The following is a 25,377-nucleotide window of genomic DNA, read 5'->3' on the forward strand; positions in this document are numbered from 1 at the left end:
GGGCTCACACGAGCCCGGCCGCCTTGGCCACCTTGCGGATCTGGAAGGAAAGGACGATCAGCAGCACGCCGAAGAGGATCGCGTAGATGCCGAGCAACCAGATCAGGCTGATGATGCCGCTGCCCGGGAAGATCAGCAGCACGACGCCGAGCAGGACGGCGAGGATCCCGGCGAACAGCGACCATCCCCACCCGGAGTTCGGTACCTTCCGGAAGCTCAGCGCACCGATGATGCCGGTGACGCCGAAGAGGATCGCATAGAACGCGATGATGTACAGCACCACGAGCGCGGTGGCCGCCGGCCAGACGAGGGCGACGATGCCGGCGGCGATGGAGACCAAGCCCATCGCGAGCCACCATCCCCAGCCGTCGAGGCGGGCCCGGTCACGAATCGAGTGGTAGACGAGCACCACGCCGTCGACGATGGCATAGATGCCGAACACCACCACCAGGGCCCAGACGGTGATCCCGGGCCACACCAGGGCGACCACGCCGAACAACACGGCGAGGATGCCTCGGATCAGCACCAACCACCACATCTGTTTGAACAGGGGACTGAACTGATCGTTTGCGGTGAAAGCTCTCTCGGACACGGCCACTCCTAGGATGCGGTCTCGTAGTTCGGGCACAGCGTAGGCCCGTGCCGCGCCCGGCGCCTGCCGAACGACGATCCGATTCCCAGTCGTGACGAGCGTTACCGTGGACCGATGGCTCGGGTGCGGATCGGGATCTCCGGCTGGCGGTATGCCGAATGGCGCGGTGACTTCTACCCGGCGGGGCTGGTGCAGCGCCGCGAACTCGAGTACGCCGCGGAGCGGTTCGGATCGATCGAGATCAACGGCACCTTCTATGCGCTGCAGCGACCGTCGAGCTTCCTGCGGTGGCGGGACGAGACACCGGACGGGTTCGTCTTCGCCGTCAAGGGCGGCCGGTACGTCACCCACATGAAGCGCCTCGTCGACGTGGACGACGCCCTCGCCAACTTCTTCGCCTCCGGTGTGCTCGCCCTCGGTCCCAAGCTCGGACCGGTGCTGTGGCAACTGCCCCCCACTCTGGCATTCGAGCCGGACCGCCTCGGCGCATTTCTCACGAGCCTGCCCGCGTCGACGCGCGAGGCCGCGGCGCTCGCGGCGCGGCACACGGACAAGGTGCGCGAGGACCGGGTGTGGACCGAGATCGACGCGGACCGGCCGATCCGGTACGCGCTCGAGGTGCGCCACCCCAGCTTCGCCGACGAGGAGGCGGCCGCCCTGCTCCGCCGGCTCGACGTCGCCCTCGTCGTCGCGGACACCGCGGGCCGCTTCCCGTTCCTCACCGAGGCCACCACCGATTTCGTCTACCTGCGGTTGCACGGCGACACCGAGCTGTACGCCAGCGGCTACACCCCCGAGGCGCTGGACGAGTGGGCGGCCCGGATCCGCGGTTGGCGCTCCGAGGGGCGCGACGTGTACGTGTACTTCGACAACGACATCAAGGGCTACGCGCCGTCGGACGCGCTCGAGCTACAACGCCGGGTGTGACACGGATGTCGGTGCCGGCTGGCAGGCTGGCGCCGACACGTCGGCAACCCCAGGAGGACATCGTGTGGCCAACGCAGTGGCCGGAGATCGCACGCGACGTTGCGGATCACACCGCGACCGCGCTCGCCGCGGCCCGGGCGCAGTCGGTGCCGGCGTGGGAGGACGCGGTGGCCGAGCTCGCCGCGTTGCCGTACGAGCAGGTCGCCGGGGTACACGCGACGATGATGCGGGAACTGCTCGAGGAGTTGCATCCGGACGGGCTGACCGGTGAGGACGTGCAGGCGGTGCTGGAGCGCAGCGCGCGCACGGCGTCGACGTGGCTGCCGTCGCTGCAGCCGGACACGCTGGTCGCGGTGCTCACCGGCACGCTCGGGGTGTCCGATCCCGACGCGCCGAAGGCTCGCCCCGACGAGTACCTGCGGGCGGGGCTGGTCGTGCTCGCGGATCTGCTCGCGGCACGCCGGGCGGGTCCCGAGCTCTACCTGCGCCGCGCGCTGGGCGAGATCGAACGCGCAGAGACGATCGAGCTGCCCTGACGTCCCGGATCAGGGCCGGGTCTGCGCCTCGACCTCGCGGGTGAGGCGCCGCAGCAGAGCGGTGAGGGTGTCGAGTTCGCCGTCGGTGAATCCGTCGAGCAGGTGGCGTTCCCGGGTGAGGCGGCGCGGGAACTCGGTGTCGACCACGGCTCGCCCCGCATCGGTGAGTGCGAGCAGGACCACGCGACCGTCCCGCTCGAAGCGCTGACGTTCGACGAGGCCGAGTCCGACGAGGCGGTCCGCGTGCTTGGTGGTGGAAGCGCCACTCAGTCCGGTGACGGAGGTGACTTCGCTGGCGCGCAGCGGTGATTCGCTGCGGGCGAGGGCGCACAGCACCTCGAATTCGGGGCGCGTGACGCCGCTGGGGACGAGTTCGCGGTCCAGTTGGGCGAGCACCAGGGAGCTGATCCGCGTGATGCGGCCGACGACGTCGATGGGTCGCGTGTCGATGTCGGGGTACGTCTCGGCCCAGCCGACCCGCACGCGGTCGACGAAGTCCTCGGGCTGGGTGGCGTCCGTCATGGGCCCATTCTAGCGATGAGTCTCACAATCGATTTATATTTAATTTATACGTGAAGTATCTACACTGGGGGAGTGCCCCTCGCTACCTCTGTCCCGGACCGCAGCCGCCTCCGTCACTCGCGGATCGCCCTCGCGCACTCCCTCTCGCCGACGGCGTGGCGCGAGTCGCTCGAGTTCCGCAGTGCGGACGCCACGCGCGCTCCGGCGCTGCGCGTCGGGGCGGCAGTTCTCGTAGTCCTCGTCGCGGGAGGGCTGCTGGATCTGCCGCATCCGGCCGGCTTCGCCGCCCTCGGTGCACTCGCCTCGGCGTTCGGCCGGCACGAGCCCTACTCGCAGCAGGCCGGCAAGATCGCGGTGGTCGGCCTCGGGGTGGTCGGGTACGCCGCACTCGGTGCCGCCGTGGGGACCACCGGTGCGGCCATGTGGACGCAGATCGCGGTGCTCTCCGTCGCGGCCGCGATCGCCTTCTGGATCCTCGGCGCCTTCCGGCTGTCCGGCCCCGGCCCGGTGATCCTCATCTTCGCCGCGGCCGGTGCCGCCGGATTCGCCCGCACCGCCGTAGACGTGCGCGACGTGGTCGTCGCGACGGCCCTCGGCGCGCTCGTCGGCTGGGCCGTCGCGATGCTGCCCGCGCTGCATCACCCGCACGGTCCCGCCCGGCTCGCCGTGGCCCGGGCCCTGGCGGCGGTCGCGGCGATCGAACGCGACGGCGAACGGGCCGTGCCGGGCGCCCGGGCGGCGATCGCCCGCGCCCACGAGGTTCTCGCGCTCGGATTCAGCCGGACCGACCGGCACACCCACGAACTGCTCGCGCTGCTCGACGCGGCCGAGACGGTCGTCGACGGGGCCGCATCCGGCGTCGCGGCCGATCGCGTCGCCGAATTCGCCCTGTTCGAGGCCGAGCTGCGAAAGGTGCGGCGCGACATCGCGATTCCTCGCGTCGATGCGGCTGGGGCGCCGGTCCTCGCGCGGCCCGCCGGGTTCGCGCGAGAGGGATTCGCCCGGTTGCGCGATCGCGCGCTTCTCGTCGGCGCGGGCCGGGTGCTGCTCGCCGCGCTGATCGCGGGTTGGTTCGCCGAGGCCGCCGGTCTACAGCACCCGCTGTGGGCGACGATGGGCGCGATGGCCGCGTTGCAGGGGGCCAACTACCGGAACACCGTGCAGCGCGCGATCCAGCGGTTGCTCGGCAACGTCGCAGGCGCGGTGCTCGCCGCCGCGCTGCTCGCGCTGTCCCTCGACTACTGGCCGTACGCGCTGGCCATCGTCGTCCTGCAGACGGTGGCGGAACTGTACGTGATGAAGAACTACGCAGCGACCTCCGTCGCGGTGACCGCGATGGCACTGCTCCTCACCGGTCTCGGGGCGTCCGTCGGGCCGGAGATCGCGCTGAGCCGGATCGCCGACACCCTCGTCGGTGTGGTGGTCGGCGTGCTCGTCGCGGCCGCGACGATCGACCGCGCCGACCGGCATCACCTCACGGCAGCGCCGGCGCGCTGAGTGAGCCCCGCGCGGCGGCGCTGCGTGACCCCGCGGATCGCGGGTCACCCGTTAGCATCGGCGCATGCGCGTGCGCCGGATCGTCGACCTGAGCCGCACCGTCTCCGGCGACACCCAGGTCTACCCGGGCGATCCCGTGCCGGTGCTGACGCCGCACGCGACGCTCGAGCGCGACGGGTACAACCTGCTGCGGGTGGAGATCGGCTCGCAGACCGGAACGCACGTCGACGCCCCGCTGCACATGCGCGCCGGGGCCGCGCCGATCGACCGGGTGCCGCTCGAACATTTCGTGGGTCGCGGGATCGTCCTGGACGTGCGGGGCCTGCCGCCGCGCACCGCGGTGACGCGGCGGCACGTCGTCGACGGAGTGGCCGGCGGACCGGACCCGGGCCCCGGCGACATCGTCCTCCTGCATACCGGGTGGGCCGAGCACTACGGCACCGATGCTTACTTCGAGCACCCCTGTCTGTCGGAGGACGCGTGCCGGTGGCTGCTCGGGCGGGGCGTGCGCACCATCGGCCTCGACGCCCCGAGCATCGATTCCGCCCTCGGCAGTGACTATCCCGCGCATCGCCTCGTCGCCGAGGCCGGCGGCATCGTGTGCGAGAACCTGTGCAACCTCGAACTCGTCGACTTTCCCGATCCGCTGATCAGTCTTCTTCCGCTGCGGCTGCGGGACGCGGACGGCGCCCCGGTGCGGGCCGTGGCGATCGCGCTCGAGCCGTGATCAGGGCACCTGCGTCGCGACGATGCGTGCGGTGCCGTACGCCGCGGTACCGAGCGTGACGACCGCGAACGCCACGATCCATACCGCCGTCGGCACCCGGGTGAGCCACCGCAGCTGATCCGCGTCGGAGCCGTGCCCGCGGCCGCGCCGGTGGGTGCGCGCCAGTTCGAGCACCGGCCGGGTGGCGCCGAACAGCAGCACCCAGGTGGTCAGGTACGCGACGGTGTAGCGCACCAGCTCGTCGCCGTAGTAGGCGGCGGTCCCGATCACCGCGCCGGCCGCCAGCACCGAGACGAATCCGAAGAAGTTGCGGATCAACAGGATCAGCAGGGCGAGCGCGGCCAGCACGGACCACAGCACCGCCGCGGGCCGGTCGACGGTGAGCAGGGTCGCGGCCACGAACCCGAGCACGGCCGGGCCGGTGTACCCGGCGAACGCGGTGGCGATCATGCCCGGCCCGCGTGGGTTGCCGGAGGACACGGTCACGCCCGAGGTGTCGCTGTGCAGGCGGATGCCCGCCAGCTGCCGGCCCACGAGCCGTGCGACGAGCGCGTGCGAGCCCTCGTGTGCCTGGGTGATCACATGCCGCGTCACCAGCCACAGCGGGCGCACCGTCACCAGCACCAGCGCGACGGTGGCGGTGAGGGCGACGAGCAGGGGCGGCGCGGGCTCGCTCACCGCGGAGACGGCGTGCCATCCGGCGCGGACCGCCGACCCGAAGGACTCGAGTGGCGTGGACGGATCGGCCTCAGGGTCCACGGTCGGCACCTTTCTCTCGGGAGTCCGCCATCGTACGGTCCGGCAATTCGCTCCACGGGCGCCGGGAATGTGCCACTCTCTATAGGGGCTAATCATTCATATCAATAGGGAGGCCGGGTGTCGGTCGAGGTTCTGGAAAGGCGCCGGGTGGCTCGGCCGTCGTGGATCGCACTGTCGGTGTTCCTCGTGTTCGCGGCGAGCAATGCCCCGGCTCCGCTGTATGTGGTCTGGCAGCGCGAGATGGGTTTTCCACCCAGCACGGTCAGCCTGATCTTCGTCAGTTACATAGTCGGGTCGGTCGTGGCGCTGGTGTTCGGTGGCCGCGCTTCGGACCGATTCGGACGTCGGGCCGTCCTGCTGCCCGCCCTGGGTCTCGCGATCGTGGCCTGCCTCGTGTTCGCGACGGCCCGCACGCCCCTGTGGCTGGAGGCGGGGCGGTTCTTCATCGGCCTCGCATCCGGGGCGTTCGGCGCGGCGGGGTCGGCGGCGATCGCCGACGCGTTCGGCCCCGGCCGCGGAGCGCGTGCCGCGCTGTACGCGAGCGCGGCACCCGTCGCCGGGTCGGCCGTGGGGCCGCTGCTCTCCGGGGTGCTGGCCGACGTCGCGCCGGCGCCCACACGGCTGGTCTTCCTGGTGCTGATCGTTCCGCTGGCGGCGGCCGCGATACCGCTGACCGCCGTCGGCGGTCGTCCGGCCGGGGTGGGCGGTCGCTGGGTGCAGCTGCCGAGCATCCCGCGCGAGATCGCGGGAACCGTGCTGCTGTCCATGGCTGTGGCCGGCAGCCCCTTCGCGCTGGCGGGGCTGTTCATCTCGCTCGGCCCGGCGTTGATCGCCGACCTGCTCGGCAACGACACGCGAACCCTGGCCGGCGCGGTGTCGTTCGTGGTCTTCGGGGCCGGGGCCGGGGCGCAGTTCCTCGTCCGCCGGATGAGCATCTACCGGGTCGCGGTGGTCGGGCTCTCGGTTTCCGCGCTGGCCGCGGTGCTCATCGCCGTCGCCGTCGGCGCCGCCTCGGTGCCCGTCATCGTCGTGGCCGCGATCGCGGCAGGCCTGGGTCAGAGCCTGGCACAGCTCGCCGGGCTCACCCTCGCGCGTGGGTATGCGCCGGAGGGGCGGACCGCCGAAGTGGTGTCCATGGTGTGGCTCGCCGGATACGCCACCGTCGGGTCGGGGATCCTCGGGCTGGGATTCCTGGCGGACGGAATCGGCTTGCGCCCGGCGACTTACGCCTTCTGCGGGTTCTTCCTGGCCTGCGTCTGCGGTGCCGAGGTCGCGGTGGTGCGTCGCCGGCCGGTCGTCGAGGCACTCGGAGCGGACACCCATTGACACCCGACAATCAATGAATATGATTATGACCTAAATCACGCGGTCATCGAATCGGAGGAGTGTGCAGTGACCTACACCATCACCGAGCCCTGTGTCGACGTCCTCGACAAGGCCTGCATCGAGGAGTGTCCGGTGGACTGCATCTACGAGGGCGGCCGGATGATGTACATCAACCCGGAGGAATGCGTCGACTGCGGCGCCTGCGAACCCGTCTGCCCCGTGGAGGCGATCTTCTTCGAGGACGACGTCCCCGAGGATCGCGCCGGGTACACGCAGATCAACGCCGACTTCTTCGCCGAGATCGGCTCACCGGGCGGCGCTTCCAAGATCGGAAAGACCGACTACGACCCACCGCTCGTGAAGAGTCTGCCCGTACGGGCATGATCGCGGTCCGGGCTCCGCGACCCGGCCGGGGACCGGTGCTCCTGGGCGCCGCGGTGGCGGCCGCATTCACGTTCGCCGTCGTCGGGTCCAACATTCCGGGCCCGATCCTGCCGTTGTACGAGGACCATCTGGGCCTGTCCCCGTTCGTGCTGGCCGCCCTGTTCGTGACGTACTTCGTCGCCCTGGTGTCGATGTTCCTGGTCGTGAGCAGGACCGCGCTCGGACGGTTCGCGTGGGCCGTCCTGCCGGGTGCGCTCGTCGTCGGGGTCCTCGGCGACGTCGCCCTGTGGTCCGGTGCCGACACCGCCGGGCTGCTCTTCGTCGGCCGTGCCCTGACCGGAACGTGTGTCGGGCTCGCCACCGGATCCGCCGCCACGCTCGCCGTGGCGGCGCGCGGCGACGCGGGCCGCACCCTTGCGGCGACCGGCGCGATCGCCGGCTCGTTCCTCGGCCTGATCGCCGCGGCCACCGTCGCCCAATTGCTGCCGGAGCCCACCGTTCTCATCTATCGGCTGCACGCCGTCTCCCTCGTGCTCTCGGGACTGCTGCTCGCCGCCGCGCTGTGGGGGAACAGGCGCCGGCTCTCCGCGCTCCGGCATGCCGAGCCCCCGCGCCCGGCGGGGCCCGTTCCGGCCGGCGCGGGCGCCGCGTTCGACCGGAACAGGTTGCCCGCCTACGGATTGGGTGCGGCCGGGTGGACGGTCGGCGGCATCGCCGTCGGCGTGCTGCCGTCGGCGTTGCGCGACGGGATCGGGTCCGAGCTGCTGGTGGTCGGCGTCCTCGCCGCCATCATCCTGCTCGTCACGGCCTGGTTGGGCCCCTACCTCGCCCGGGCCGCAGGCCGTTCCCCGGGGCCCCAGCTGTGTCTGCTCCTGCTCGCCGGTGGTGGCGTGTTCGTCGCCGCCGGCCTCGTCGCCCGCACGCTGTGGCCGGTACTGGCCGGCAGCTTCCTGTGGGGCATCGGGCAGGGCTTCGCATACGCGCAGGGCCTCATCCTGCTCACCGTCGGCATGACGCCGGTGGAGCAGGGGAGGAGCACGTCGCTGTACGCGTGTTCGTCGTACGGCTTCGCGGCGGTGATGATCCTGGTGGCCGGCGCCTTCTCGTCGGCGTGGGGATACTCCTACGGATCCGCCGGTGCGGTAACGATTTTTGTCCTCTTCTGTGTGGCCGTCGCGGGGGCGGGACGGGGTCGGTGGACACCGGCCGTCGCCGTGGACCCCGTACGCGTCCCCGCCCGCAAATAATTCCTGCGCATATCCGGATCGACCTCTGGACATTTCGTCGGCGTGGCTCTACTGTGACGGGCATCACGACTAATGATGCATATCATTCGACCGGAAGGTGCACACATGTCTCGAGTCGACCGGAAAGTCCGGCGTCGTCTGCTCGGAGCCGCGAGCGCGTTCGGCGTCCTGTTCACGGCCGCCTGCGGCTCCGGCGGAAACGGCACCGTCGCCGACGGTGACCTGCCGGCCGAGATCAAGGTCGTCTCCGTGACCGACCAGACCGGCACCACGGCGTACGTCGGCAACAGCCAGCTCAAGGGCATCGAACTCGCGATCCAGGAGATCAACGAGCAGAATTACCTGGGTGACTCGAAGATCGTTCTGCAGAAGCGTGATTCGGCGAGCGATACGCAGACCGCGGTCAGCCAGGCCACCGAGACGCTGACCGACAAGAGTGTCAGCGCCCTACTCGGACCGGTGCTCAGCGCCCATGCCGTCGCGATCGCCCCGCTCGTGGAACGGGCCGGGCTGCCGACGATCTTCACCCAGTCCGGCAGCGAGGGCGTCGTCATCGGCGACTACACCTACCGCGCGACGGCTCCGATGGAGACCTACTTCGTCAAGGCGCTCGAGCGGCTGCAGCAGCAGGGTGTGAAGACCGTGAGCGTGCTCTACAACGCGGGCAACGTCACCCTCGCCGGACTCGGTGAGAAGACCATCCCCGAGGGCCAGGAGAAGTACGGCTACCGGATCCTGTCGAGCACCTCCGTCCAGGCCACCACGCAGGACTTCGGCACCACCGCAACGAAGATCGCCGGTGAGAAGCCCGACGCGGTCATCGTCCTGCTCGTCGGCGCCGGCAACTCCACGGCCATGTCGCAGCTGCGCCAGGCCGGCTACACCGGCACCGTGGTGGGCAACCCCGCCGCCGGCGCGGGCAACCTCGCACCCGCCGGTGCCGCGGGCGCGGGCATGTACTGGGCCACCGACTTCAGCTTCCACCAGAAGGACGAGTCCTCGCAGCAGTTCGTCGAGGCGTACCGCGCCGAGTACAACGGGGAGAATCCGCTCAACTACGCGGCCGAGGGCTACGACGCGACCTGGATGCTCGCCCACGCTGCCAAGAACGCCGGCGGTGCGTCCCGCGACGACCTGCAGCGCGGCCTCGAGCAGGTCGTGGCCGAGGGCTTCGACGGCGCGCTCGGCCCGGTGCGCTTCGAAGGCAACGACATGCGCGTCAACGGCGTGCTCGTGGAATGGAACGGCACGGAAGAAGTGCTGATCGACGACCAGGAATCGGCGAAGTAGTGCGGATCGCTCCGCACCTGTGCACCAAGGAGTTCGACGAATGACCGGAAGAACATCGCACCGCCGCCGGGGAATCCCGGCCGGAGGAAGGCAGGCGTCATGTCACAGCTGGTGATCGACGCGCTCGTGCTCGGCTCCATCTACCTGCTCTTCTGCCTGGGAATGAGCATCTCCTGGGGAACGATCGACATCCTCAACTTCGCCCACGGCGGGATCTTCATGTTCTCCGCGTTCGTGGCCTCCCAGATCGTGTCCAACGTCGGTCTCGGGCTCGTCACGGTCTGCCTGATCTCCGTCGTGGTCGGGGCGGCGCTCTCGGCGGCCATCGACGTCTTCGCGTTCCAGCCGATCCTGCGACGGGCCAAGAACCAGCGGACCGCCGAACTGCAGATCCTCATCGGCGGCATCGGAATCGGCACCATCCCGGTCGCCGTCGTGCAGTTCCGCACGCTGAGCGAGCCGTTCGGCTTCGTGGGCAGCTCGTACGAGACGTCGGTCTACACCGTCGGCGACCTGCGACTGACGAGCACGGGCCTGATCGTGCTCGGCTGCGCGCTGATCCTCACGCTGGCGATCTCCTTCTGGCTCAAGAACACCAGCCACGGGCTCGCCCTGCGGGCCATCGGCGTGGACTCGGAGACCGCCGAACTGATGGGCGTCAAGCGGCGCCAGCTGTCGCTGCTGACGATGGCGGTGTCGGGCGGCCTCGCCGGCCTCGCCGGTGCCCTGCTCACGTACAACCTCGGCGCCATCACCGCCGAGAGCGGTGAGACCCTCCTCATCAAGGCGTTCGCCATCATCATCCTCGGCGGCGTGGGCAGCACCGGCGGCGCCGCGCTCGGCGCGATGGTGCTCGCGTTCTCCGAGGTCCTGGTGCTCCGCTACACCGGCGGCGGCTGGGTCGACGCCGTCGGCTTCGGCCTCATCCTCGTGGTTCTGCTGCTGCGGCCGCAGGGCATCTTCGGAAGGAAGGAGGTGCGACGGGTATGAGCGACTTCTACTTCTCCAACATCGTCCTCATCCAGAGCACGTTCACGGTGCTGCTCCTCGCCCTGAGCATCCAGATCCAGTTCCGGATGGGAGTGTTCTCCTTCGCCGGCGCCGCCTTCTACGGCATGGGCAGCTACGGCGCCGCAATCTTCGTGCTGCACTACGGATTCGACGCAATCTCCGCGACCGCCGCCATCGTCGTGATCTGCGCGGTCATCGGATACCTGCTCTCGCTGATCCTGCAGCGCCTCGCCGGCCTGTACCTGGCCATGGCCACCGTCGCGTTCGTCATGATCGTCACCGTCGTCGCCCACAACGGCGGCGAGCTCACCGGCGGCTCGGTCGGCCTGTTCGGCGTTCTCACCACCCCGGAGATCTCCGTCCCGCACCTGGCCGTCGTCTGTGCCGCCGTCGTCGCGGCGATGATCCTCAGCGAGCGCGGCCGCATGGGCCGGCGCATCGAGGCGGTCCGCGAAGACCCGGAACTCGCCTCGGCCATGGGCATCAACGTCGCCCGCTACCGCCGGATGTCCTTCGTGATCAGCGGTGTGCTCGGCGCGCTCGGAGGCGCCCTGAACATCCTGATGATGACGGCCATCGCCCCGGAGAACATCGGCTTCCCGTTGATCGTGCTCGCGCTGACGATCATCATCGTCGGTGGCTCCCGGTCCTGGCTCGGTGTGCTCATCGGCGCCCTCATCTTCACGTGGCTTCCGGTGATGCTGGAGCAGGTGGGCACCTACCAGAGCATCGTCTACGGCATCATCGTCGCCATCGCCGCGATCTTCATGCCCGGCGGCATCACCGGCGTCGTCACCGACCTGTACCGTCGCCGCCTCGCCCGTCGCGACAGCGCGGCCCTCGAGGACGCGGCTGCCGCGGAACGTCTCGCCGACGCGGCCGACGACGAGGCCGCCGCAGAACTCGGCGCCGAACTCGCGGGCACCGGTGCCCACTCCGCCTCGACAGGAGAAACGCGATGACCACCGAAGTCGCTCCCCAGGAGGGCGTTCCCGGCCGGGTTCCGGATCAGGTGCTACGCATCGAGGATCTCGCGGTCCACTTCGGCGGCATCAAGGCCGTCGACGGCATCACCCTGGGCCTCGAGCGCGGCCTGATCTCCGGCATCCTCGGACCCAACGGGTCGGGCAAGAGCACCCTGCTCGGCGCCGTCACCCGGCTCACGCCCCTGACCCGCGGATCGATGCACTTCGAGGGGCGGGACTTCTCCGGCGTCCAACCCGAGCAGGTGGCGCGGCTCGGCATCGGGCGCACCTTCCAGACCGTCCGTCTCCTCGACGATCTCACCGTGCACGAGAACGTCGAACTCGGGCACGACCTGATCGCGGGACCGCGACGGTGGTGGCGACGGGTCGACAGCACCGAACGCGACGCCGCCGAGGCGGCCGTGCGCACCGCCCTCGAGCGCACCGGGCTCGACGGCAAGGAGAAGCTGCGCCCCGGCCAGCTCTCGTACGGCCTGCAGCGCCGGGTGGAGATCGCCCGCGCCATCGTGATGTCCCCGAAGCTGCTGCTGCTCGACGAACCCACCGCCGGCATGAACCGCTTCGAACGCGAGGAGATCGGCGGGCTGATGTCCGACCTGCGCTCGGAAGGACTCACCCAGCTGATCGTCGAACACGACGTGCAGATGATGGTGGACGTCTGCGATCACCTCTTCGCCATGAACTCCGGACAGCTCATCGCCTCCGGTTCCCCCGCCGACGTGGTGCGTGATCCGGCGGTGCGCGAGGCCTATCTCGGAAAGCAGGACAACGATGATCGAGATTCGTGATCTGCACGTCGATTACGGCAAGGTCAGTGCCGTGCGCGGGGTGTCCGTCACCGCGCGGCCGGGCCGGGTGACGCTCGTCCTCGGCGCCAACGGCGCCGGCAAGACCACCACCCTCCGCACCGTCGCGGGGCTGACCACGCCCAGTTCCGGGGACGTGCTTCTGGACGGCGAGTCGATCAAGGGATGGCCCGCCCACAAGATCCTCAAGCGGGGCATCTCGCTGGTTCCCGAGGGCCGCAAGGTGTTCGGCTCGCTCACCGTCCACGAGAACCTCAAGATCGGGGGCCTGGTGGCGTCGAAGAAGGCCCGCGAGGAATCGATGCGGACCGTGTTCGAGATGTTCCCCATCCTCGAGGAGCGGCAGTCCGGCCCCGCCGGCCTGCTCAGCGGCGGCGAGCAGCAGATGCTCGCCTTCGGCCGCAGCCTCATGTCGCAGCCCGGGTACATCCTCATGGACGAGCCGTCGATGGGTCTGGCCCCCGCCGTGGTCGACCGGGTCATGGCCAGCGTGCGCAGCATCGCCGACCGTGGCATCGGCGTCCTCATGGTCGAACAGAACGCCGAGGCCGGCATGAAGATCGCGGACGACGTCGTCGTCGTCAACCGCGGCGAATCCGTGTACTCCGGACCGGTCGACGAGGCGCGGAACCACTCGTCCGTGGTGCTGGCCTTCCTCGGTGAAGCCGCGCTCACCGGAACCGACAACTGAACCGAGAACGGAAGAGAATGAAGAACAAGCGCATTGCCGTCGCCGCATTGGCCGGTGTCGCCGGGCTCGCCCTGACCACCGCGTGCGGCTCGGGCGGCGGCGGAACCGTGGGGTCCGGCGAGATGCCCGGCGAGATCAAGATCGTGTCCGTGACCGACAAGACCGGTCTGACCGCCTTCGGTGGCCTGCCCCAGTTCCGGGGTATCGAACTCGCCGTCGAACAGGTCAACAGCAGTGGGTTCCTCGGTGAGTCGAAGCTCGTGCTCGAGAGCCGCGATGCGGCCAGCGACACGCAGACCGCTGTGAGCCAGGCGACCGAAGCGACCGCGGACCGGTCGGTCAGCGCCCTGCTCGGCGGCATCTCCAGTGCCCAGGCGATCGCGATCTCGCCGCTCGTCGACCGGGCGAAGCTGCCGACCGTCTACACGCAGTCCGCCAGCGACGGTGTGCTCGGCGGCGACTACACCTTCCGGGCGACCCCGCCGCAGACCACGCACATCGGCACCTCCCTGGCTCATCTCGAGGACCTCGGCGTCGAGCGGGTCAGCGTGTTGTTCAACGCGGCCAACCCGGCCCTCGCGGAGATGGCGGAGAAGAACCTTCCCGAGGGGCAGGCCGAGCACGGCTACCAGATCGTCTCGACCACGTCCGTGCAGAACACCACCCAGGACTTCGCGTCCTCGGCGACGAAGATCGCCGGGGAACGGCCCGACGCCGTGGCGATGCTCCTCACCGGCGCCCAGAACGCCACGGCCATGCGGCAGTTGCGCCAGGCCGGATACACGGGACCGGTGCTCGGCCAGACCGGTGCAGGCGCGAAGAACCTCGTCCCGGCGGGGGCTGACGGCGCCGGCATGTTCTGGACCGCCAACTTCACACTCGACCAGCCGGCGGCGTCGTCCCAGGAGTTCGTCGCGGCGTATCGGGCGAAGTACAACGAGGACCCGCTGAACTACGCGGCCGAGGGATACGACGCCGCGTGGCTGCTGGCGCGCGCGATCAAGGCCTCCGGCGGTGCGTCCCGCGAGGACATCCAGCGTGGTCTCGAGCAGGTCACCGCCGAAGGATTCGACGGTGCACAGGGCGAGATCACGTTCGAGGGTCACGACATGCGTACCCCGGGCGTGCTCGTCGAATGGGACGGCAGCCGTGAGGTGGTCGTCGCCAAGCCGTCGGCCTGATTCATCCTGTGGCCGAATGTCACACCGCTTCGATCAGGGCTGACTCAGGTGGTCCATGCGACACGCTCCCTGACCAGGGGAGATGTCAGTGGGTCGAGCAGCACGAGAGGCGAAGAAGGCTAGGTTCTTCGCCATGCGCATGACGAAGGTGTCGATCGCCAAGGCCGCAGCCGCGGTCGGTGTCAGCCGACAAACCGGCTACCGGTGGGAGGACGAGGCCAACGGCACCGTCCGCCGTGCCCCGCACTGGGAGCACGGCGGACGGTCGTTGTCCCTGGGCGAGCGGGAGCTTGTCGCCCTCGGACTCGCCCGCAACGAGTCGGTCCAGACGATCGCCGCGCACCTGGGCCGGCACCGGTCGGTGATCTACCGGGAGATCGAACGCAACAGCAACCGCGACGGTAGCTACCGCGCCGTGTCGGCCCACGCGCGGGCCTGGACCCGAGCACTGCGACCGAAAGTCGCCAAGCTGATGGCCGCACCCGAGTTGCGCGCGTATGTCGTCGCCAAGCTGAAGCTGCGCTGGTCCCCGCAGCAGATCTCGGCCAGGCTGGTGGTCGACTTCCCCGACCGAGCGGAGATGCGGGTGTCCCACGAAACCATCTACCAGGCCGTGTATGTGCAACTGAAAGGCGAACTGCGAAAAGAGCTTTCGGAGTATCTGCGGCGCCGGCACACCCGTCGGGTGCCGCAGGGGCGAGTGCCGAGCAGTGCCCGCCATATTCCCGACAAGATCCTCATCTCCCAGCGGCCCGCCGAGGTCGAGGACCGGGCGGTGCCCGGGCACTGGGAGGGAGATCTGATCATGGGGGCGCGCAACCGCTCGGCGATCGGCACCCTGGTCGAGCGCACCACCCGGTACGTGGTGTTGCTGCACCTGCCGAAGGTCCGCGACGTGTCCGGCGTCCGCGATGCGATGATCGCCGCGATGCGGTCGTTGCCGGAGGTGATGCAGCGGTCGGTGACCTGGGATCAGGGCCACGAGATGCGTGCTCATGCCCAGATCACCATGGCCACCGACGTCGCTGTCTACTTCTGCGATCCGCACTCGCCGTGGCAGCGCGGCACCAACGAGAACACCAACGGTCTGCTCCGGCAGTACTTCCCCAAGGGCACCGACCTGTCGGTGTACACGCCCGAGGACCTGCAGCAGGTCCAGGACGAGTTCAACGGCCGCCCCCGGCAGACGCTACGCTGGCGCACGCCAACCGAAGCGTTCACCGAGCTTGTCGCATCGGCCGCCTGAAACCGCCCAGATCGAAGCGGTGTGACATTCGGTCCTTCGGCACACGAATGCGAGCGGGGCCCGGGAATTGATCCCGGGCCCCGCTCGTCGTTCCGCTGGGTCAGCGTCCCTGCCAGACGGGTTCGCGCTTCTCCTTGAACGCCAGCGCGCCTTCCTTCGCGTCGGCGGAGGAACGCACCGGCTCGTAGATCTCGCGCATGCGCTCGAACTCCTCCTCGTTGGACCAGTCCCGGGCCTGCGCGATGATCTGCTTGGTGGCGCGCAGTGCGAGCGGGCCGTTCTTCGCGATGGTCTTCGCCAGGGCGATCGCCTCGGTCAGCGCCTGCCCCTCGGGCACGAGGCGGTTGAGCAGCTTCGCCTCGTACGCGGTCTGCGCCGAGAAGTACTCACCGGTGAGGCACCATTCGACGGCGAGCTGGTGCGGGACGCGGCGTGGCAGCCGCAGGAGTCCGCCGCCACCGGCCAGCAGGCCGCGCTTGACCTCGGGCAGGCCGAAGACGGCTGTCTCGGAGGCGACGATGAGGTCGCAGGCGAGCACGATCTCGAACCCGCCGGCCACGGCGTGTCCCTCGACCGCCGCGACGAGCGGCTTGGCCGGGGACTTCTCGGTGATGCCCGCGAAGCCGCGACCCTCGACGGAGGGGCGTTCGCCGGCGAGGAAGGCCTTCAGATCCATCCCGGTGCAGAAGGTCTTGCCGGCGCCGGTGATCACGCCGGCGACGAGATCGTCGCGGGCGTCGAGTTCGTCGAGGGCGGCGGCGACGGCGACGGCGGTCTCGGTGTTGATCGCGTTACGCACCTCGGGCCGGTTGATCGTGATGATCTGCACGCCGTCGGACTGTTCGACGTGTACGGGGGTGTCCATGGCTGTCTCCTAGCGGGGCTGCATGCGGATCGCGCCGTCGATACGGATCGTCTCGCCGTTGATCATCGCGTTGTCCACGATCGACAGGGCGAGCTTCGCGTACTCGTCGGGCTGCCCGAGGCGGGCGGGGTGCGGGGTCTGGGCGGCGAGTCCGTCGCGGATCTCCTGCGAGAACCGGGACAGGATCGGTGTGTCGAAGGTGCCCGGCGCGATGCTGTTGACGCGCACGAGCTTCCGGGCCAGATCACGGGCGGCGACGAGGGTCATGCCGACGACACCGGCCTTGGCGGAGGCGTAGGGGATCTGGCCGATCTGGCCCTCCCACGCCGCGACCGACGCGGTGAGGACGATGACGCCGCGTTCGCCGTCGACGGGCTCGTTGTTCACCATGCGCGCGGCCGACAGGCGCAGCACGTTGAACGATCCGATCAGGTTGATCCGGATCAGGTTCTCGTACATGTCCAGCGAACCGGGGGTGCCGTCCTTCTCGACGACGCGGACGGTGCCACCGCGGCCGGCGCAGTGCACGACGGCCCGGAGCGGAGCGCGTTCCTCGGCCGCGTCGAGCGCGCGGTTCACCGCGTCGGGATCGGTGACGTCGGCCGGGGCGAACACGGCGAGCTCGCCGAGTTCCTTGGCGACGACCTCCCCGTCGGAGGTGGGCAGGTCGAGGATCACCGTCGGCACGCCGAGGCCGACGAAGCGCTTGACGGTGGCCAGGCCGAGGCCGGAGGCCCCGCCGGTCACTACCGCCGATCCCTGGGTGATGTCCATGATTTCTCCTGAGTCGGAAGTGGGTTTCTACAGTCGTTCCACGACGGTCGCGTTGGCCATTCCGCCGGCTTCGCACATGGTCTGCAGGCCGTAGCGCCCGCCGGTGCGTTCGAGGTGGTGGAGCAGTGTGGTCATCAGCCGGGCACCGGACGCGCCCAGCGGGTGTCCGAGGGCGACGGCGCCGCCGAGCGGGTTCAGGACGTCGTCGGACGCGCCGATCTCGCGCTGCCAGGCGAGGGGGACGGCGGCGAATGCCTCGTTGACCTCGAAGGCGGCGATGTCCCGGACGGACAGGCCGGCCCGGGCGAGGACCTTTTCGGTGGCGGGGATGGGGCCGGTGAGCATGAGGGTGGGATCGTCGCCCACGACGGCCGAGGCCACGATCGCGGCGCGCGGGCGCAGGCCGAGCGCGGCCGCCTTCTCCTCGGACATGATCAGCAGGGCGGCCGCGCCGTCGGAGATCTGCGAGGAGTTGCCCGCGGTGACCTTCCAGTCCAGCTCGGGGAAACGCTCGCGCCACGTGTCGGTGTCGAAGGCCGCGGGCAGACCGGCGAGCCTGCCGGCGGTGGTGCCCTCGCGGATGGTCTCGTCGGAGGTCACCACGCCGTCGGGGGTGGTGACGGGAACGATCTCGCCGTCGAACCAGCCCGCGGCGCGCGCGTGTGCCGCGCGTTCGTGCGAGCGGGCCGAGTACTCGTCCAGCTCGGCCCGGCTCAGTGCCCACTTCTGCGCGACGAGCTCCGCGGCGATGCCCTGCGGGACGAGATCGGGGAAGCGCTCGCGCACGGCGGGCCCGTGCGGGTCCTTGCCCATGGCCGCCGATCCCATCGGGACCCGGCTCATCGACTCGACGCCGCCGGCGACGACGATGTCGTACGCGCCGGCGGTGATGCCCTGGACCGCGAAGTCGACGGCCTGCTGGCCGGAGCCGCACTTGCGTTCGATGGTCACGGAGGGCACGTGCGTGGGAAATCCGGCCGCGAGCAGGGCCTGCCGCCCGGGGGTGGCGGACTGTTCGCCGGACTGGTTGACGCAGCCGATGAGGACGTCGTCGATCAGGCCGGGATCGAGGTCGTTGCGGGCGACGAGCCCGGCCAGGACCTGGGCGAGCAGATCGCTGGGGTGCACCCCGGCCAGCGCTCCCTGCGCTCTGCCCCGTCCGGTGGGGGATCGGACGGCGTCGACGATGACAGCGCGGGTCATGGGCGTTCCTCCAGTCGGGAAATCAATTCATGATGATGGTTACTATAAACCATTCTCCGACCGATCGTATGGCCCGCGTCACACCGGTAGGGCCCTCATCGGTAGGTCGACCAGGTCGGCAGGGATTCGGGGAAGTCGGCGCGCCGGTGCGGCGTGCCCGGCCACTGGATGCGCTCCGTCGTGCACAGGCCCGCATTCATCCGCTCGAACGGCACGGCGTACATGAACCGCAGGTCCCGGCGCCGGAACAGCCAGCGGCCGTCCACGCGGGCGTACTCGTCGGAGTATCGGTACGCCGCCATCATCAACGTCCCGTCGAGCGCCAGTTCTGCTCGGCCCGTGAGCAATCCGCGTGCGCGGTCCCCGTCGACGGAGATCTGGTCGCTCTGCGGCGAGTGCAGGGTCAGGCTGTAGCGGTCCATGGCGGCGACGTAGAACTCGCGGATCTCCTCGCGCCCGCGGGCGATGGAGCCGGCGCGCTCGAACTCGCCGTCCTCGGTGAACAGCGAGAGCAGGGTCTCGAGGTCGTGGTCGTCGACAGCGATGGCGTAGGCCGCGACGAGGTCCTGGATGCGCGCACGGTCCTCGAGCCGGGTGAGGCGCCGGGCCAGCTCCTCCAGCGCCGTCGGGGACGAGTCGAGTGTCGTCATGTGACCTCCATAGAAACTGATAACGATTGTGATGTATTGCACAATAGGCGGTGGAGGCGCGGGAAGGACAGGGCGGCGCCGGCGAGGCCGCGAATTCCGCAGGTGACGACCCTTCCGGGCCTGGGTGGCGACCATCGATCAAAGAAGCGATTGCCTCTTAATCATTATCATGGTTAGTATGTGAGTCATCGAACTGAGTGACCTTGACCACATCCGGTGGGCACTTTAGGTTAATGATGAACACAGAAAGGTGGGGACATGGCGACATCGCACGTCGACGACGAGCTCCGGGACATCCGTGCGGCCGCGGCGACCGTAGCCCGGGAACGCTACGCACCGAAGGCTGCGCAGTGGGATCTCGAACGCACCGCGTTCCCGCACGACGAGCGTCGCTTCCTCGGCGAGCTGGGCTATCTCGGCATCTCGCTGCCGGAGGAGTACGGAGGGTCCGGCGCCCCGCTGTCCCACGCCCTGGCGGTGATCGAGGAGTTCGCGAAGGTGTGCCGGCCGGCGGCCTTCCAGATCTTCGAATCCAACACCGGCCCGGCCCAGGCCATCGCCCGCCTGGGCACGGAACACCAGAAGAAGACGTTCCTGCCGCAGATCGTCGCCGGCGAGAAGACCATGGCCGTCGCGATCTCCGAGCCCGACGCCGGCTCCGCCGCCACCGACATGACCACCAAGGCCGTGCGCACCGACAAGGGTGTCGTCGTCAACGGCATGAAGCGGTGGATTTCCAACGGCAGCGAGGCCGACGTCTACCTCACCTACTGCCGCATGGGCGATGCCCCCGGCGCCAAGGGCATCGGAGCCGTCCTCGTCGAGGCCGACCGGCCCGGCATCAGCTACGGCGCACGCGAGAAGCTCATGGGCTTCCGGGGCATTCCGTCGGCCGACATCTTCTACGACGACGTGGTCGTTCCGGAGGAGAACATCGTCGCCGAGGCCGGCGGCTTCAGGAAGCTGTTCGGCGCGTTCACCATCGAGCGCCTGGGCAACACGACCATGAGCCTGGCCATCGGGCAGGAGGCGCTCGACCGCACCGTCACCTACGTGCAGGAACGCCACCAGTTCGGCAAGCCGCTCGTCGAGTTCCAGTCCGTCCAGATGACCCTGGCCGACATGGTCCTGCAGGTCGAGGCCGCTCGGCTGCTCCGCGATCGCGCCGTCGCGAACATCACCGACGGCCTGCCCGATCCGCTCGAGGTCTCCCTCGCCAAGTGCACCGCCAACGAGATGGCCAAGCGCGTCACCGACATGGCGATCCAGCTGCACGGCGGCAACGGGTACACCGAGGAGTTCGGAATCGAACGGCTGCACCGCGATTCGCACGGATGGGCGCTGGCGGGCGGCACGCCGACCATGCAGCGCACCCGGATCGTCTCCGAGCTCCTGGGCCGCACGTTCGATCAGCGCGCCTGACATTGCACATCAACGAAGAACTTCTCGAGAACGAGGTGAACGAAATGCTGGGTCGTTACGAGGGACGTATTGCCGCGATCATCGGCGGTGGTTCGGGAATGGGCCGCGCGATCAGCCATCGCATCGCCCAGGAGGGCGGCCACGTGTACGTCGCCGACCTGTCCGAGGACGGTGCGGTCACCGTCGCCGAGGAGATCCGGGCCGAGGGCGGTCAGGCCACTCCGATGCGGGTGGACGCGACGAACAACGACGATCTTCGCTCGCTCTTCGGCAAGATCGACGCCGACCACGGCGTCCTCCATGCGCTGCACGCGCAGGTCGGCATGCCCGGCCCGGGCGGCCTCGAGGTCGGCGACGCCGACTGGGAGAAGAACATCGCGGTCAACGTCAAGAGCGCCTACTACTCCACCACCCTCGGCTTCGACCTGCTGAAGAAGGCGGAGGGCAAGGGCTCGGTCACCCTCACGTCGTCGACGTCCGCGCTGATCGGTTCGCCGTTCAGCCCGATCTACTCGATGACCAAGGGCTCGCTCGTCCCGTTCGCCCGCTCCCTCGCGCTCGTCGGCGCCAAGGACGGTATCCGGGTCAACGTCATCTGCCCCGGCCAGGTCGTCACGCCGATGCTCTCGCAGTTCTTCGGGCGCGAGCCCGGCGCCGACGTCTCGGCCCTGACCAAGGACTTCGTCGCCACCATCCCGCTCGGCCGGGGTGCTCAGCCCGAGGAGATCGCGTCGGTGATCGCCTTCCTCAACAGCGACGATGCCAGCTACATCACCGGCGTGACCATTCCGGTCGACGGCGGACTCACCGCTCAGTAACGACCACTTCGACCGGAGGGACAGGACCATGGTTCAGGTCGGATTGCTGCTCAGCGACGTTCCGAAGTCGGTGAGCCCCGCACAGCAGTTCAAGGACGTACTGCGCATCGTCGACGCGGCGCAGGAGAACGGCTTCACCTACATCGCGATCGGCCAGCACTTCCTCTACGGGGAACTGCGGTGGCTGCAGCCCGTGCCGCTGCTCGCGCGCCTCGCCGCGCACGTCGAGCCGCACATCAAGCTCGTCACCCAGATCATGATCGCGCCGCTGTATCACCCCGTGATGCTGGCCGAGGAGATCGCCACGCTCGACGTGGTCACCGAGGGGCGGCTGATCTTCGGTGCCGGCCTGGGCTATCGACCCGAGGAGTTCGACTACCTCGGTATTCCGTTCAAGCAGCGGGCCGGACGGTTCGACGAGTCTCTGCAGATCATGAAGAAGCTGTGGACGGAGGAAGAGGTCACCTTCCACGGCAAGTACTTCCAGCTCGAGGGCGTCAAGCCGCACCTGTTCCCGGTGCAGGATCCGCACCCGCCGATCTGGATCGGCGCGCACGCGATGGGCGGTGTCCGCCGCGCCGGCAAGTACGGTGACGCGTACGCGACGCCGCCGGAGACCCCGAAAGAGGAAGTGCTCGAACGCTTCCGGGTCGTGCGGGATCTCTTCGCCGAGCGGGGCAAGGAATTCGGCCCGCAGCCGCTGCGCCGCAACGTGCTGGTCGCCGACACCCGCGAGCAGGCGATGCAGGAGTACGCCCGCGTGGCGCAGGGCCGCTACCTCACCTACGCGAACAAGGGCCTGGACGTCATGAAGGGCACCGACCTCGAGAACGAGTTCGCCAAGGCGGTGTCGAGCCACGCCGTCGTCGGCGATCCCGAGCAGGTCGTCGCCCAGCTGACCGACCTGGTGACCACCATGCCGGTCGACCCGCTGCTGATGCGTCCGCAGTGGCCGACGATGGACGCGGACGAGACCATCGCCGCCATCTCCCGGCTCGGCAAGGAAATCGTTCCGTCGATCACCGCGATCCCCGCAAACCGGGAGTTGTCCTGATGCAGACCTACACCGATCTGAAACCGACCTTCACCGACCCGCAGGACTGGACGCTGGGCCACGTGCTGCGCACGTACGCTGCGTCCCAGCCGGATTCGGAGTTCCTCGTCACGCCGGAGGAGGGTCGGCGCTTCACCTACGCCGAGATGCTCTCCTCCGCCGAACGGATCGCGAGCTCCTGGTACCGGGCCGGCGCGCAGCAGGGTGATCGGGTGATCATCATGGCGCAGAACTCGTCCCAGCTCGTGCGCTCCTGGTTCGGCACGGCGGTCGGCGCACTCGTCGAGGTGCCGATCAACACCAACTACGAGGGCGAGTTCCTCCGCCACCAGGTGGTGACCGTCGAGCCGCGGTGGGCCGTGATCGACGACACCTACGCCGAGCGGTTCGTGACGATTGCCGAGCATGCGCGTGGCATCGAGAAGTTCTGGGTGGTCGACTCGGGCGCCGGAAACCGCGACCTGGCACTCGAACTGCTGCGCGCCAACGGCTGGGACGCCGAGGCGTGGGAGGCGCTGGAGGCGGGCGAGGTGCAGGAGCTGCCGCAGGCACGGCCCCAGGACCTCGGTGCGATCTTCTTCACCTCCGGGACCACCGGCCCGTCCAAGGGCGTGGCGATGCCGAACTCGCAGCTGTACTTCTTCGCGCAGGAGGTGGTGTGCTTCACCCGGCTCACCCGCGAGGACACCTACCTCACCACCACGCCGCTGTTCCACGGCAACGCCCAGTTCATGGCGGTCTACCCCGCCCTGGTGGCCGGGGCGCGGGCCGTGGTGCGCTCGAAGTTCAGCGCGAGCCGCTGGATCGACCACGTGCGCGACGACGACGTCACCGTCACCAACTTCGTCGGGGTCATGATGGACTTCGCGTGGAAGCAGCCGCCGCGCGAGAACGACCTCGACAACCGCCTGCGCTGCGTGTACGCGGCGCCGACGGCCAGCTCCATCGTCGAGGACTTCAAGAAGCGCTACGGCATCGAGGCCTTCGTCGATGCGTTCGGGCTGACGGAGACCTGCGCGCCGATCGTCGCGCCCTACGGGGTGCCCCGGCCGGCCGGGGCCGCGGGGCTCGCGGCCTCCGAGTGGTTCGACATCCGCCTGGTCGACCCGGAGACGGACCGCGAGGTCGAGGTCGGCGAGGTCGGCGAGCTGGTCGTGCGTCCGGTGCAACCGTGGACGTGCAGCATGGGGTACTACAACATGCCGGAGAAGACGCTCGAGGCGTGGCGCAACCTGTGGTTCCACACCGGCGACGCCCTCAAGAAGGACGAGGACGGCTGGTTCTACTTCGTGGACCGGTACAAGGACGCGCTGCGCCGTCGCGGCGAGAACATCAGCTCCTACGAGATCGAGCAGGCGGTGCTCGGGCACCCGGCCGTCGTCGAGTGCGCGGTGATCGGTGTTCCCGCCGACGTGGAGGGCGGCGAGGACGAGGTGCTCGCGACCGTGGTCGGCACCGGCGACGTCGGTCCGGAGGAGATCCTGGCCTGGTGCGACGGCCGGATTCCGGCCTTCGCGATCCCGCGCTACCTTCGATTCGTCGGCGCGCTGCCCAAGACCCCGTCGGAGAAGGTCCGCAAGGCGGTCCTGCGCGAGGAGGGCATCACCCCCGACACCTACGACCGCACCGCGGTCTCCGACGCAGACCGCACCGCGGTCCCCGCGGTCTGACGGCCGGGAAAGGCAACCGAGATGGACTACAGCAAGAACGAGACCCACGAGGAAATCCGGCGGGGGATCCACGATCTGTGCAAGCGGTTCCCCGACGAGTACTGGGCCGAGCACGACGAGTCCCACGAGTTCCCGTGGGAGTTCTACAACGCCATGGCCGAGGGCGGCTGGATGGGTCTCACCGTCCCCGAGGAGTACGGCGGCGGCGGCCTCGGCGTCACCGAGGCCGCGATCGTCGAGCGGGAGATCGCCGCGTCCGGCGCCGGCATGGGCGGGTGCAGCGCGGTACACATCGGCATCTTCGGATTCGAGCCGATCATCCACCACGGTTCCGAGGAGATGAAGCGCAAGTACCTGCCGCGCGTCGTCACCGGCGAGCTGCACACCTCGTTCGCCGTCACCGAGCCGGACGCGGGCACGGACACCACCAACATCCGCACCTTCGCCAAGAAGGTCGACGGCGGCTGGCTGGTGTCCGGCAAGAAGGTGTGGATCACCAAGGCGCAGGAGGCCGAGCGCATGCTCCTGCTGTGCCGCACCAGCCCCCGCGACGAGAACGCCAAGCGCACCGCCGGCATGACGCTGATGTTCGCGGAGATGGACCGCAGCAAGGTGCAGATCCGGCCGATCCCCAAGATGGGCCGCAACGCCGTCGACACCAACGAGCTGTTCATCGACGAGCTGTTCGTCGCGGACGAGGACGTCGTCGGTGAGGTCGGGCACGGCTTCCGCACCATCCTCGGCGGCCTCAACGCCGAACGCGTCATCTCGGCGAACGCCGCCCTCGGCATCGGTGAGGCGGCGTTGCGCCGCGGCGTCGACTACGCCAAGCAGCGCGAGGTCTTCGGCCGTCCCATCGGGAAGAACCAGGGCATCGCGTTCCAGCTCGCCGAGGCCCGCATCCGCCTCGACGCCGCCGAGGCGGTCCTGGACAAGGCGACGTGGATGGTCGACCAGGGCCTGCCGTGCGGACGGGAGGCGAACGCGGCGAAGTTCCTGTGCGCCGAGGCCGGCTTCTACGCCGCCGACGTCGCCCTGCAGACCCACGGCGGCTTCGGTTACGGCAAGGAGTTCCACGTCGAGCGGTACTTCCGGGAGGCGCGGCTCATGCGGATCGCGCCGATCAGCCAGGAGATGGTCCTCAACTACACGGCCGAGCACGTGCTGGGCCTGCCGCGAAGCTACTAGGAGGA

26 protein-coding genes are annotated in these 25,377 nt (G+C 69.3%); 19 read left to right on the forward strand and 7 right to left on the reverse strand.

Annotated features, from left to right (window positions below; genetic code table 11):
- Positions 1-4 precede the first annotated feature (4 nt).
- Positions 5-598: an HdeD family acid-resistance protein gene (locus tag OCS65_RS03200; protein WP_037201226.1), complete on the reverse strand. Its 594-nt coding sequence runs from the start codon at positions 596-598 to the stop codon at positions 5-7.
- A gap of 108 nt (positions 599-706) precedes the next feature.
- Between OCS65_RS03200 and OCS65_RS03205 the strand changes: the two genes are divergently transcribed.
- Together OCS65_RS03205 and OCS65_RS03210 are read left to right on the forward strand one after the other, a co-directional pair.
- A complete protein-coding gene (locus OCS65_RS03205) occupies positions 707-1,519 on the forward strand; it encodes a DUF72 domain-containing protein (protein WP_231772325.1) in 813 nt (270 codons plus the stop codon).
- A gap of 62 nt (positions 1,520-1,581) precedes the next feature.
- Positions 1,582-2,055 carry a hypothetical protein gene (locus OCS65_RS03210; protein WP_043803162.1) on the forward strand — a complete coding sequence of 158 codons (474 nt, stop codon included), beginning with the start codon at positions 1,582-1,584 and terminating at the stop codon, positions 2,053-2,055.
- A 9-nt stretch (positions 2,056-2,064) separates the two neighbouring features.
- On the opposite strand, the gene OCS65_RS03215 is transcribed toward OCS65_RS03210, so the two are convergent.
- Positions 2,065-2,577 (reverse strand): MarR family winged helix-turn-helix transcriptional regulator, encoded by a 513-nt coding sequence (locus OCS65_RS03215; protein WP_006941674.1) that lies wholly within the window; start codon positions 2,575-2,577, stop codon positions 2,065-2,067.
- 72 nt (positions 2,578-2,649) lie between these two features.
- Between OCS65_RS03215 and OCS65_RS03220 the strand changes: the two genes are divergently transcribed.
- Both OCS65_RS03220 and OCS65_RS03225 read left to right on the forward strand, forming a co-directional pair.
- Complete coding sequence (locus OCS65_RS03220) at positions 2,650-4,074, forward strand: FUSC family protein (RefSeq protein ID WP_029546572.1); 1,425 nt, start codon at positions 2,650-2,652, stop codon at positions 4,072-4,074.
- A gap of 64 nt (positions 4,075-4,138) precedes the next feature.
- The gene (locus OCS65_RS03225) at positions 4,139-4,801 is read left to right on the forward strand and encodes a cyclase family protein (RefSeq protein ID WP_231772326.1); all 663 of its coding nucleotides are present in this window, start codon (positions 4,139-4,141) and stop codon (positions 4,799-4,801) included.
- On the opposite strand, the gene OCS65_RS03230 is transcribed toward OCS65_RS03225, so the two are convergent.
- Entirely contained in the window at positions 4,802-5,560 is a 759-nt protein-coding gene (locus OCS65_RS03230; RefSeq protein WP_006941671.1) for a M50 family metallopeptidase, read from the reverse strand.
- Between the two features lie 117 nt (positions 5,561-5,677).
- Here OCS65_RS03230 and OCS65_RS03235 point away from each other — a divergent pair, with 117 nt between their 5' ends.
- From OCS65_RS03235 to OCS65_RS03280, 10 genes are all read left to right on the forward strand, one after another.
- Complete coding sequence (locus OCS65_RS03235) at positions 5,678-6,886, forward strand: MFS transporter (protein WP_006941669.1); 1,209 nt, start codon at positions 5,678-5,680, stop codon at positions 6,884-6,886.
- A 66-nt stretch (positions 6,887-6,952) separates the two neighbouring features.
- Entirely contained in the window at positions 6,953-7,270 is a 318-nt protein-coding gene (fdxA, locus tag OCS65_RS03240; RefSeq protein ID WP_029546568.1) for a ferredoxin, read from the forward strand.
- Positions 7,267-8,517, forward strand: coding sequence for an MFS transporter (locus OCS65_RS03245; protein ID WP_231772327.1), 1,251 nt, complete (start codon positions 7,267-7,269; stop codon positions 8,515-8,517). The genes fdxA and OCS65_RS03245 overlap by 4 nt, the downstream gene beginning before the upstream one ends.
- Positions 8,518-8,622: 105 nt before the next feature.
- Positions 8,623-9,807, forward strand: a complete 1,185-nt coding sequence (locus OCS65_RS03250) for an ABC transporter substrate-binding protein (RefSeq protein ID WP_029546566.1) — start codon at positions 8,623-8,625, stop codon at positions 9,805-9,807.
- 99 nt (positions 9,808-9,906) lie between these two features.
- Positions 9,907-10,797, forward strand: coding sequence for a branched-chain amino acid ABC transporter permease (locus OCS65_RS03255; protein ID WP_006941660.1), 891 nt, complete (start codon positions 9,907-9,909; stop codon positions 10,795-10,797).
- Positions 10,794-11,780 (forward strand): branched-chain amino acid ABC transporter permease, encoded by a 987-nt coding sequence (locus OCS65_RS03260; protein ID WP_006941659.1) that lies wholly within the window; start codon positions 10,794-10,796, stop codon positions 11,778-11,780. The genes OCS65_RS03255 and OCS65_RS03260 overlap by 4 nt, the downstream gene beginning before the upstream one ends.
- Positions 11,777-12,592, forward strand: coding sequence for an ABC transporter ATP-binding protein (locus OCS65_RS03265; protein ID WP_029546564.1), 816 nt, complete (start codon positions 11,777-11,779; stop codon positions 12,590-12,592). Before OCS65_RS03260 ends, OCS65_RS03265 begins: the two co-directional genes overlap by 4 nt.
- Positions 12,576-13,301 carry an ABC transporter ATP-binding protein gene (locus tag OCS65_RS03270; protein ID WP_006941656.1) on the forward strand — a complete coding sequence of 242 codons (726 nt, stop codon included), beginning with the start codon at positions 12,576-12,578 and terminating at the stop codon, positions 13,299-13,301. The genes OCS65_RS03265 and OCS65_RS03270 overlap by 17 nt, the downstream gene beginning before the upstream one ends.
- 17 nt (positions 13,302-13,318) lie before the next feature.
- Complete coding sequence (locus tag OCS65_RS03275) at positions 13,319-14,482, forward strand: ABC transporter substrate-binding protein (protein ID WP_029546563.1); 1,164 nt, start codon at positions 13,319-13,321, stop codon at positions 14,480-14,482.
- 82 nt (positions 14,483-14,564) lie between these two features.
- Positions 14,565-15,728: an IS30 family transposase gene (locus OCS65_RS03280; protein ID WP_029546562.1), complete on the forward strand. Its 1,164-nt coding sequence runs from the start codon at positions 14,565-14,567 to the stop codon at positions 15,726-15,728.
- Between the two features lie 100 nt (positions 15,729-15,828).
- Here OCS65_RS03280 and OCS65_RS03285 read toward each other — a convergent pair whose 3' ends face one another.
- From OCS65_RS03285 to OCS65_RS03300, 4 genes are all read right to left on the reverse strand, one after another.
- Entirely contained in the window at positions 15,829-16,593 is a 765-nt protein-coding gene (locus OCS65_RS03285; protein ID WP_006941653.1) for a crotonase/enoyl-CoA hydratase family protein, read from the reverse strand.
- A gap of 9 nt (positions 16,594-16,602) precedes the next feature.
- Positions 16,603-17,367: an SDR family NAD(P)-dependent oxidoreductase gene (locus OCS65_RS03290; protein WP_043802011.1), complete on the reverse strand. Its 765-nt coding sequence runs from the start codon at positions 17,365-17,367 to the stop codon at positions 16,603-16,605.
- A 27-nt stretch (positions 17,368-17,394) separates the two neighbouring features.
- Positions 17,395-18,570, reverse strand: a complete 1,176-nt coding sequence (locus tag OCS65_RS03295) for a thiolase family protein (protein WP_050036072.1) — start codon at positions 18,568-18,570, stop codon at positions 17,395-17,397.
- Positions 18,571-18,665: 95 nt separating this feature from the next.
- On the reverse strand, positions 18,666-19,220 hold the full coding sequence (locus tag OCS65_RS03300) for a nuclear transport factor 2 family protein (protein WP_006941648.1): 555 nt from the start codon (positions 19,218-19,220) through the stop codon (positions 18,666-18,668).
- Positions 19,221-19,478: 258 nt separating this feature from the next.
- On the opposite strand from OCS65_RS03300, the gene OCS65_RS03305 reads away from it, so the two are divergent.
- The 5 genes from OCS65_RS03305 to OCS65_RS03325 are packed head-to-tail and all read left to right on the forward strand — an operon-like array spanning position 19,479 to position 25,372.
- Positions 19,479-20,642 (forward strand): acyl-CoA dehydrogenase family protein, encoded by a 1,164-nt coding sequence (locus OCS65_RS03305; RefSeq protein ID WP_029546558.1) that lies wholly within the window; start codon positions 19,479-19,481, stop codon positions 20,640-20,642.
- A 44-nt stretch (positions 20,643-20,686) separates the two neighbouring features.
- Entirely contained in the window at positions 20,687-21,460 is a 774-nt protein-coding gene (locus tag OCS65_RS03310) for an SDR family NAD(P)-dependent oxidoreductase (RefSeq protein ID WP_196813340.1), read from the forward strand.
- Between the two features lie 28 nt (positions 21,461-21,488).
- Positions 21,489-22,514, forward strand: a complete 1,026-nt coding sequence (locus OCS65_RS03315) for an LLM class flavin-dependent oxidoreductase (protein ID WP_006941639.1) — start codon at positions 21,489-21,491, stop codon at positions 22,512-22,514.
- Entirely contained in the window at positions 22,514-24,184 is a 1,671-nt protein-coding gene (locus OCS65_RS03320; RefSeq protein WP_231772328.1) for an AMP-binding protein, read from the forward strand. The genes OCS65_RS03315 and OCS65_RS03320 overlap by 1 nt, the downstream gene beginning before the upstream one ends.
- 21 nt (positions 24,185-24,205) lie before the next feature.
- Positions 24,206-25,372, forward strand: coding sequence for an acyl-CoA dehydrogenase family protein (locus OCS65_RS03325; protein WP_006941637.1), 1,167 nt, complete (start codon positions 24,206-24,208; stop codon positions 25,370-25,372).
- The last annotated feature ends 5 nt before the right edge of the window (positions 25,373-25,377 follow it).

Source organism: Rhodococcus aetherivorans (assembly GCF_025722975.1).
Lineage (GTDB): Bacteria > Actinomycetota > Actinomycetes > Mycobacteriales > Mycobacteriaceae > Rhodococcus > Rhodococcus aetherivorans.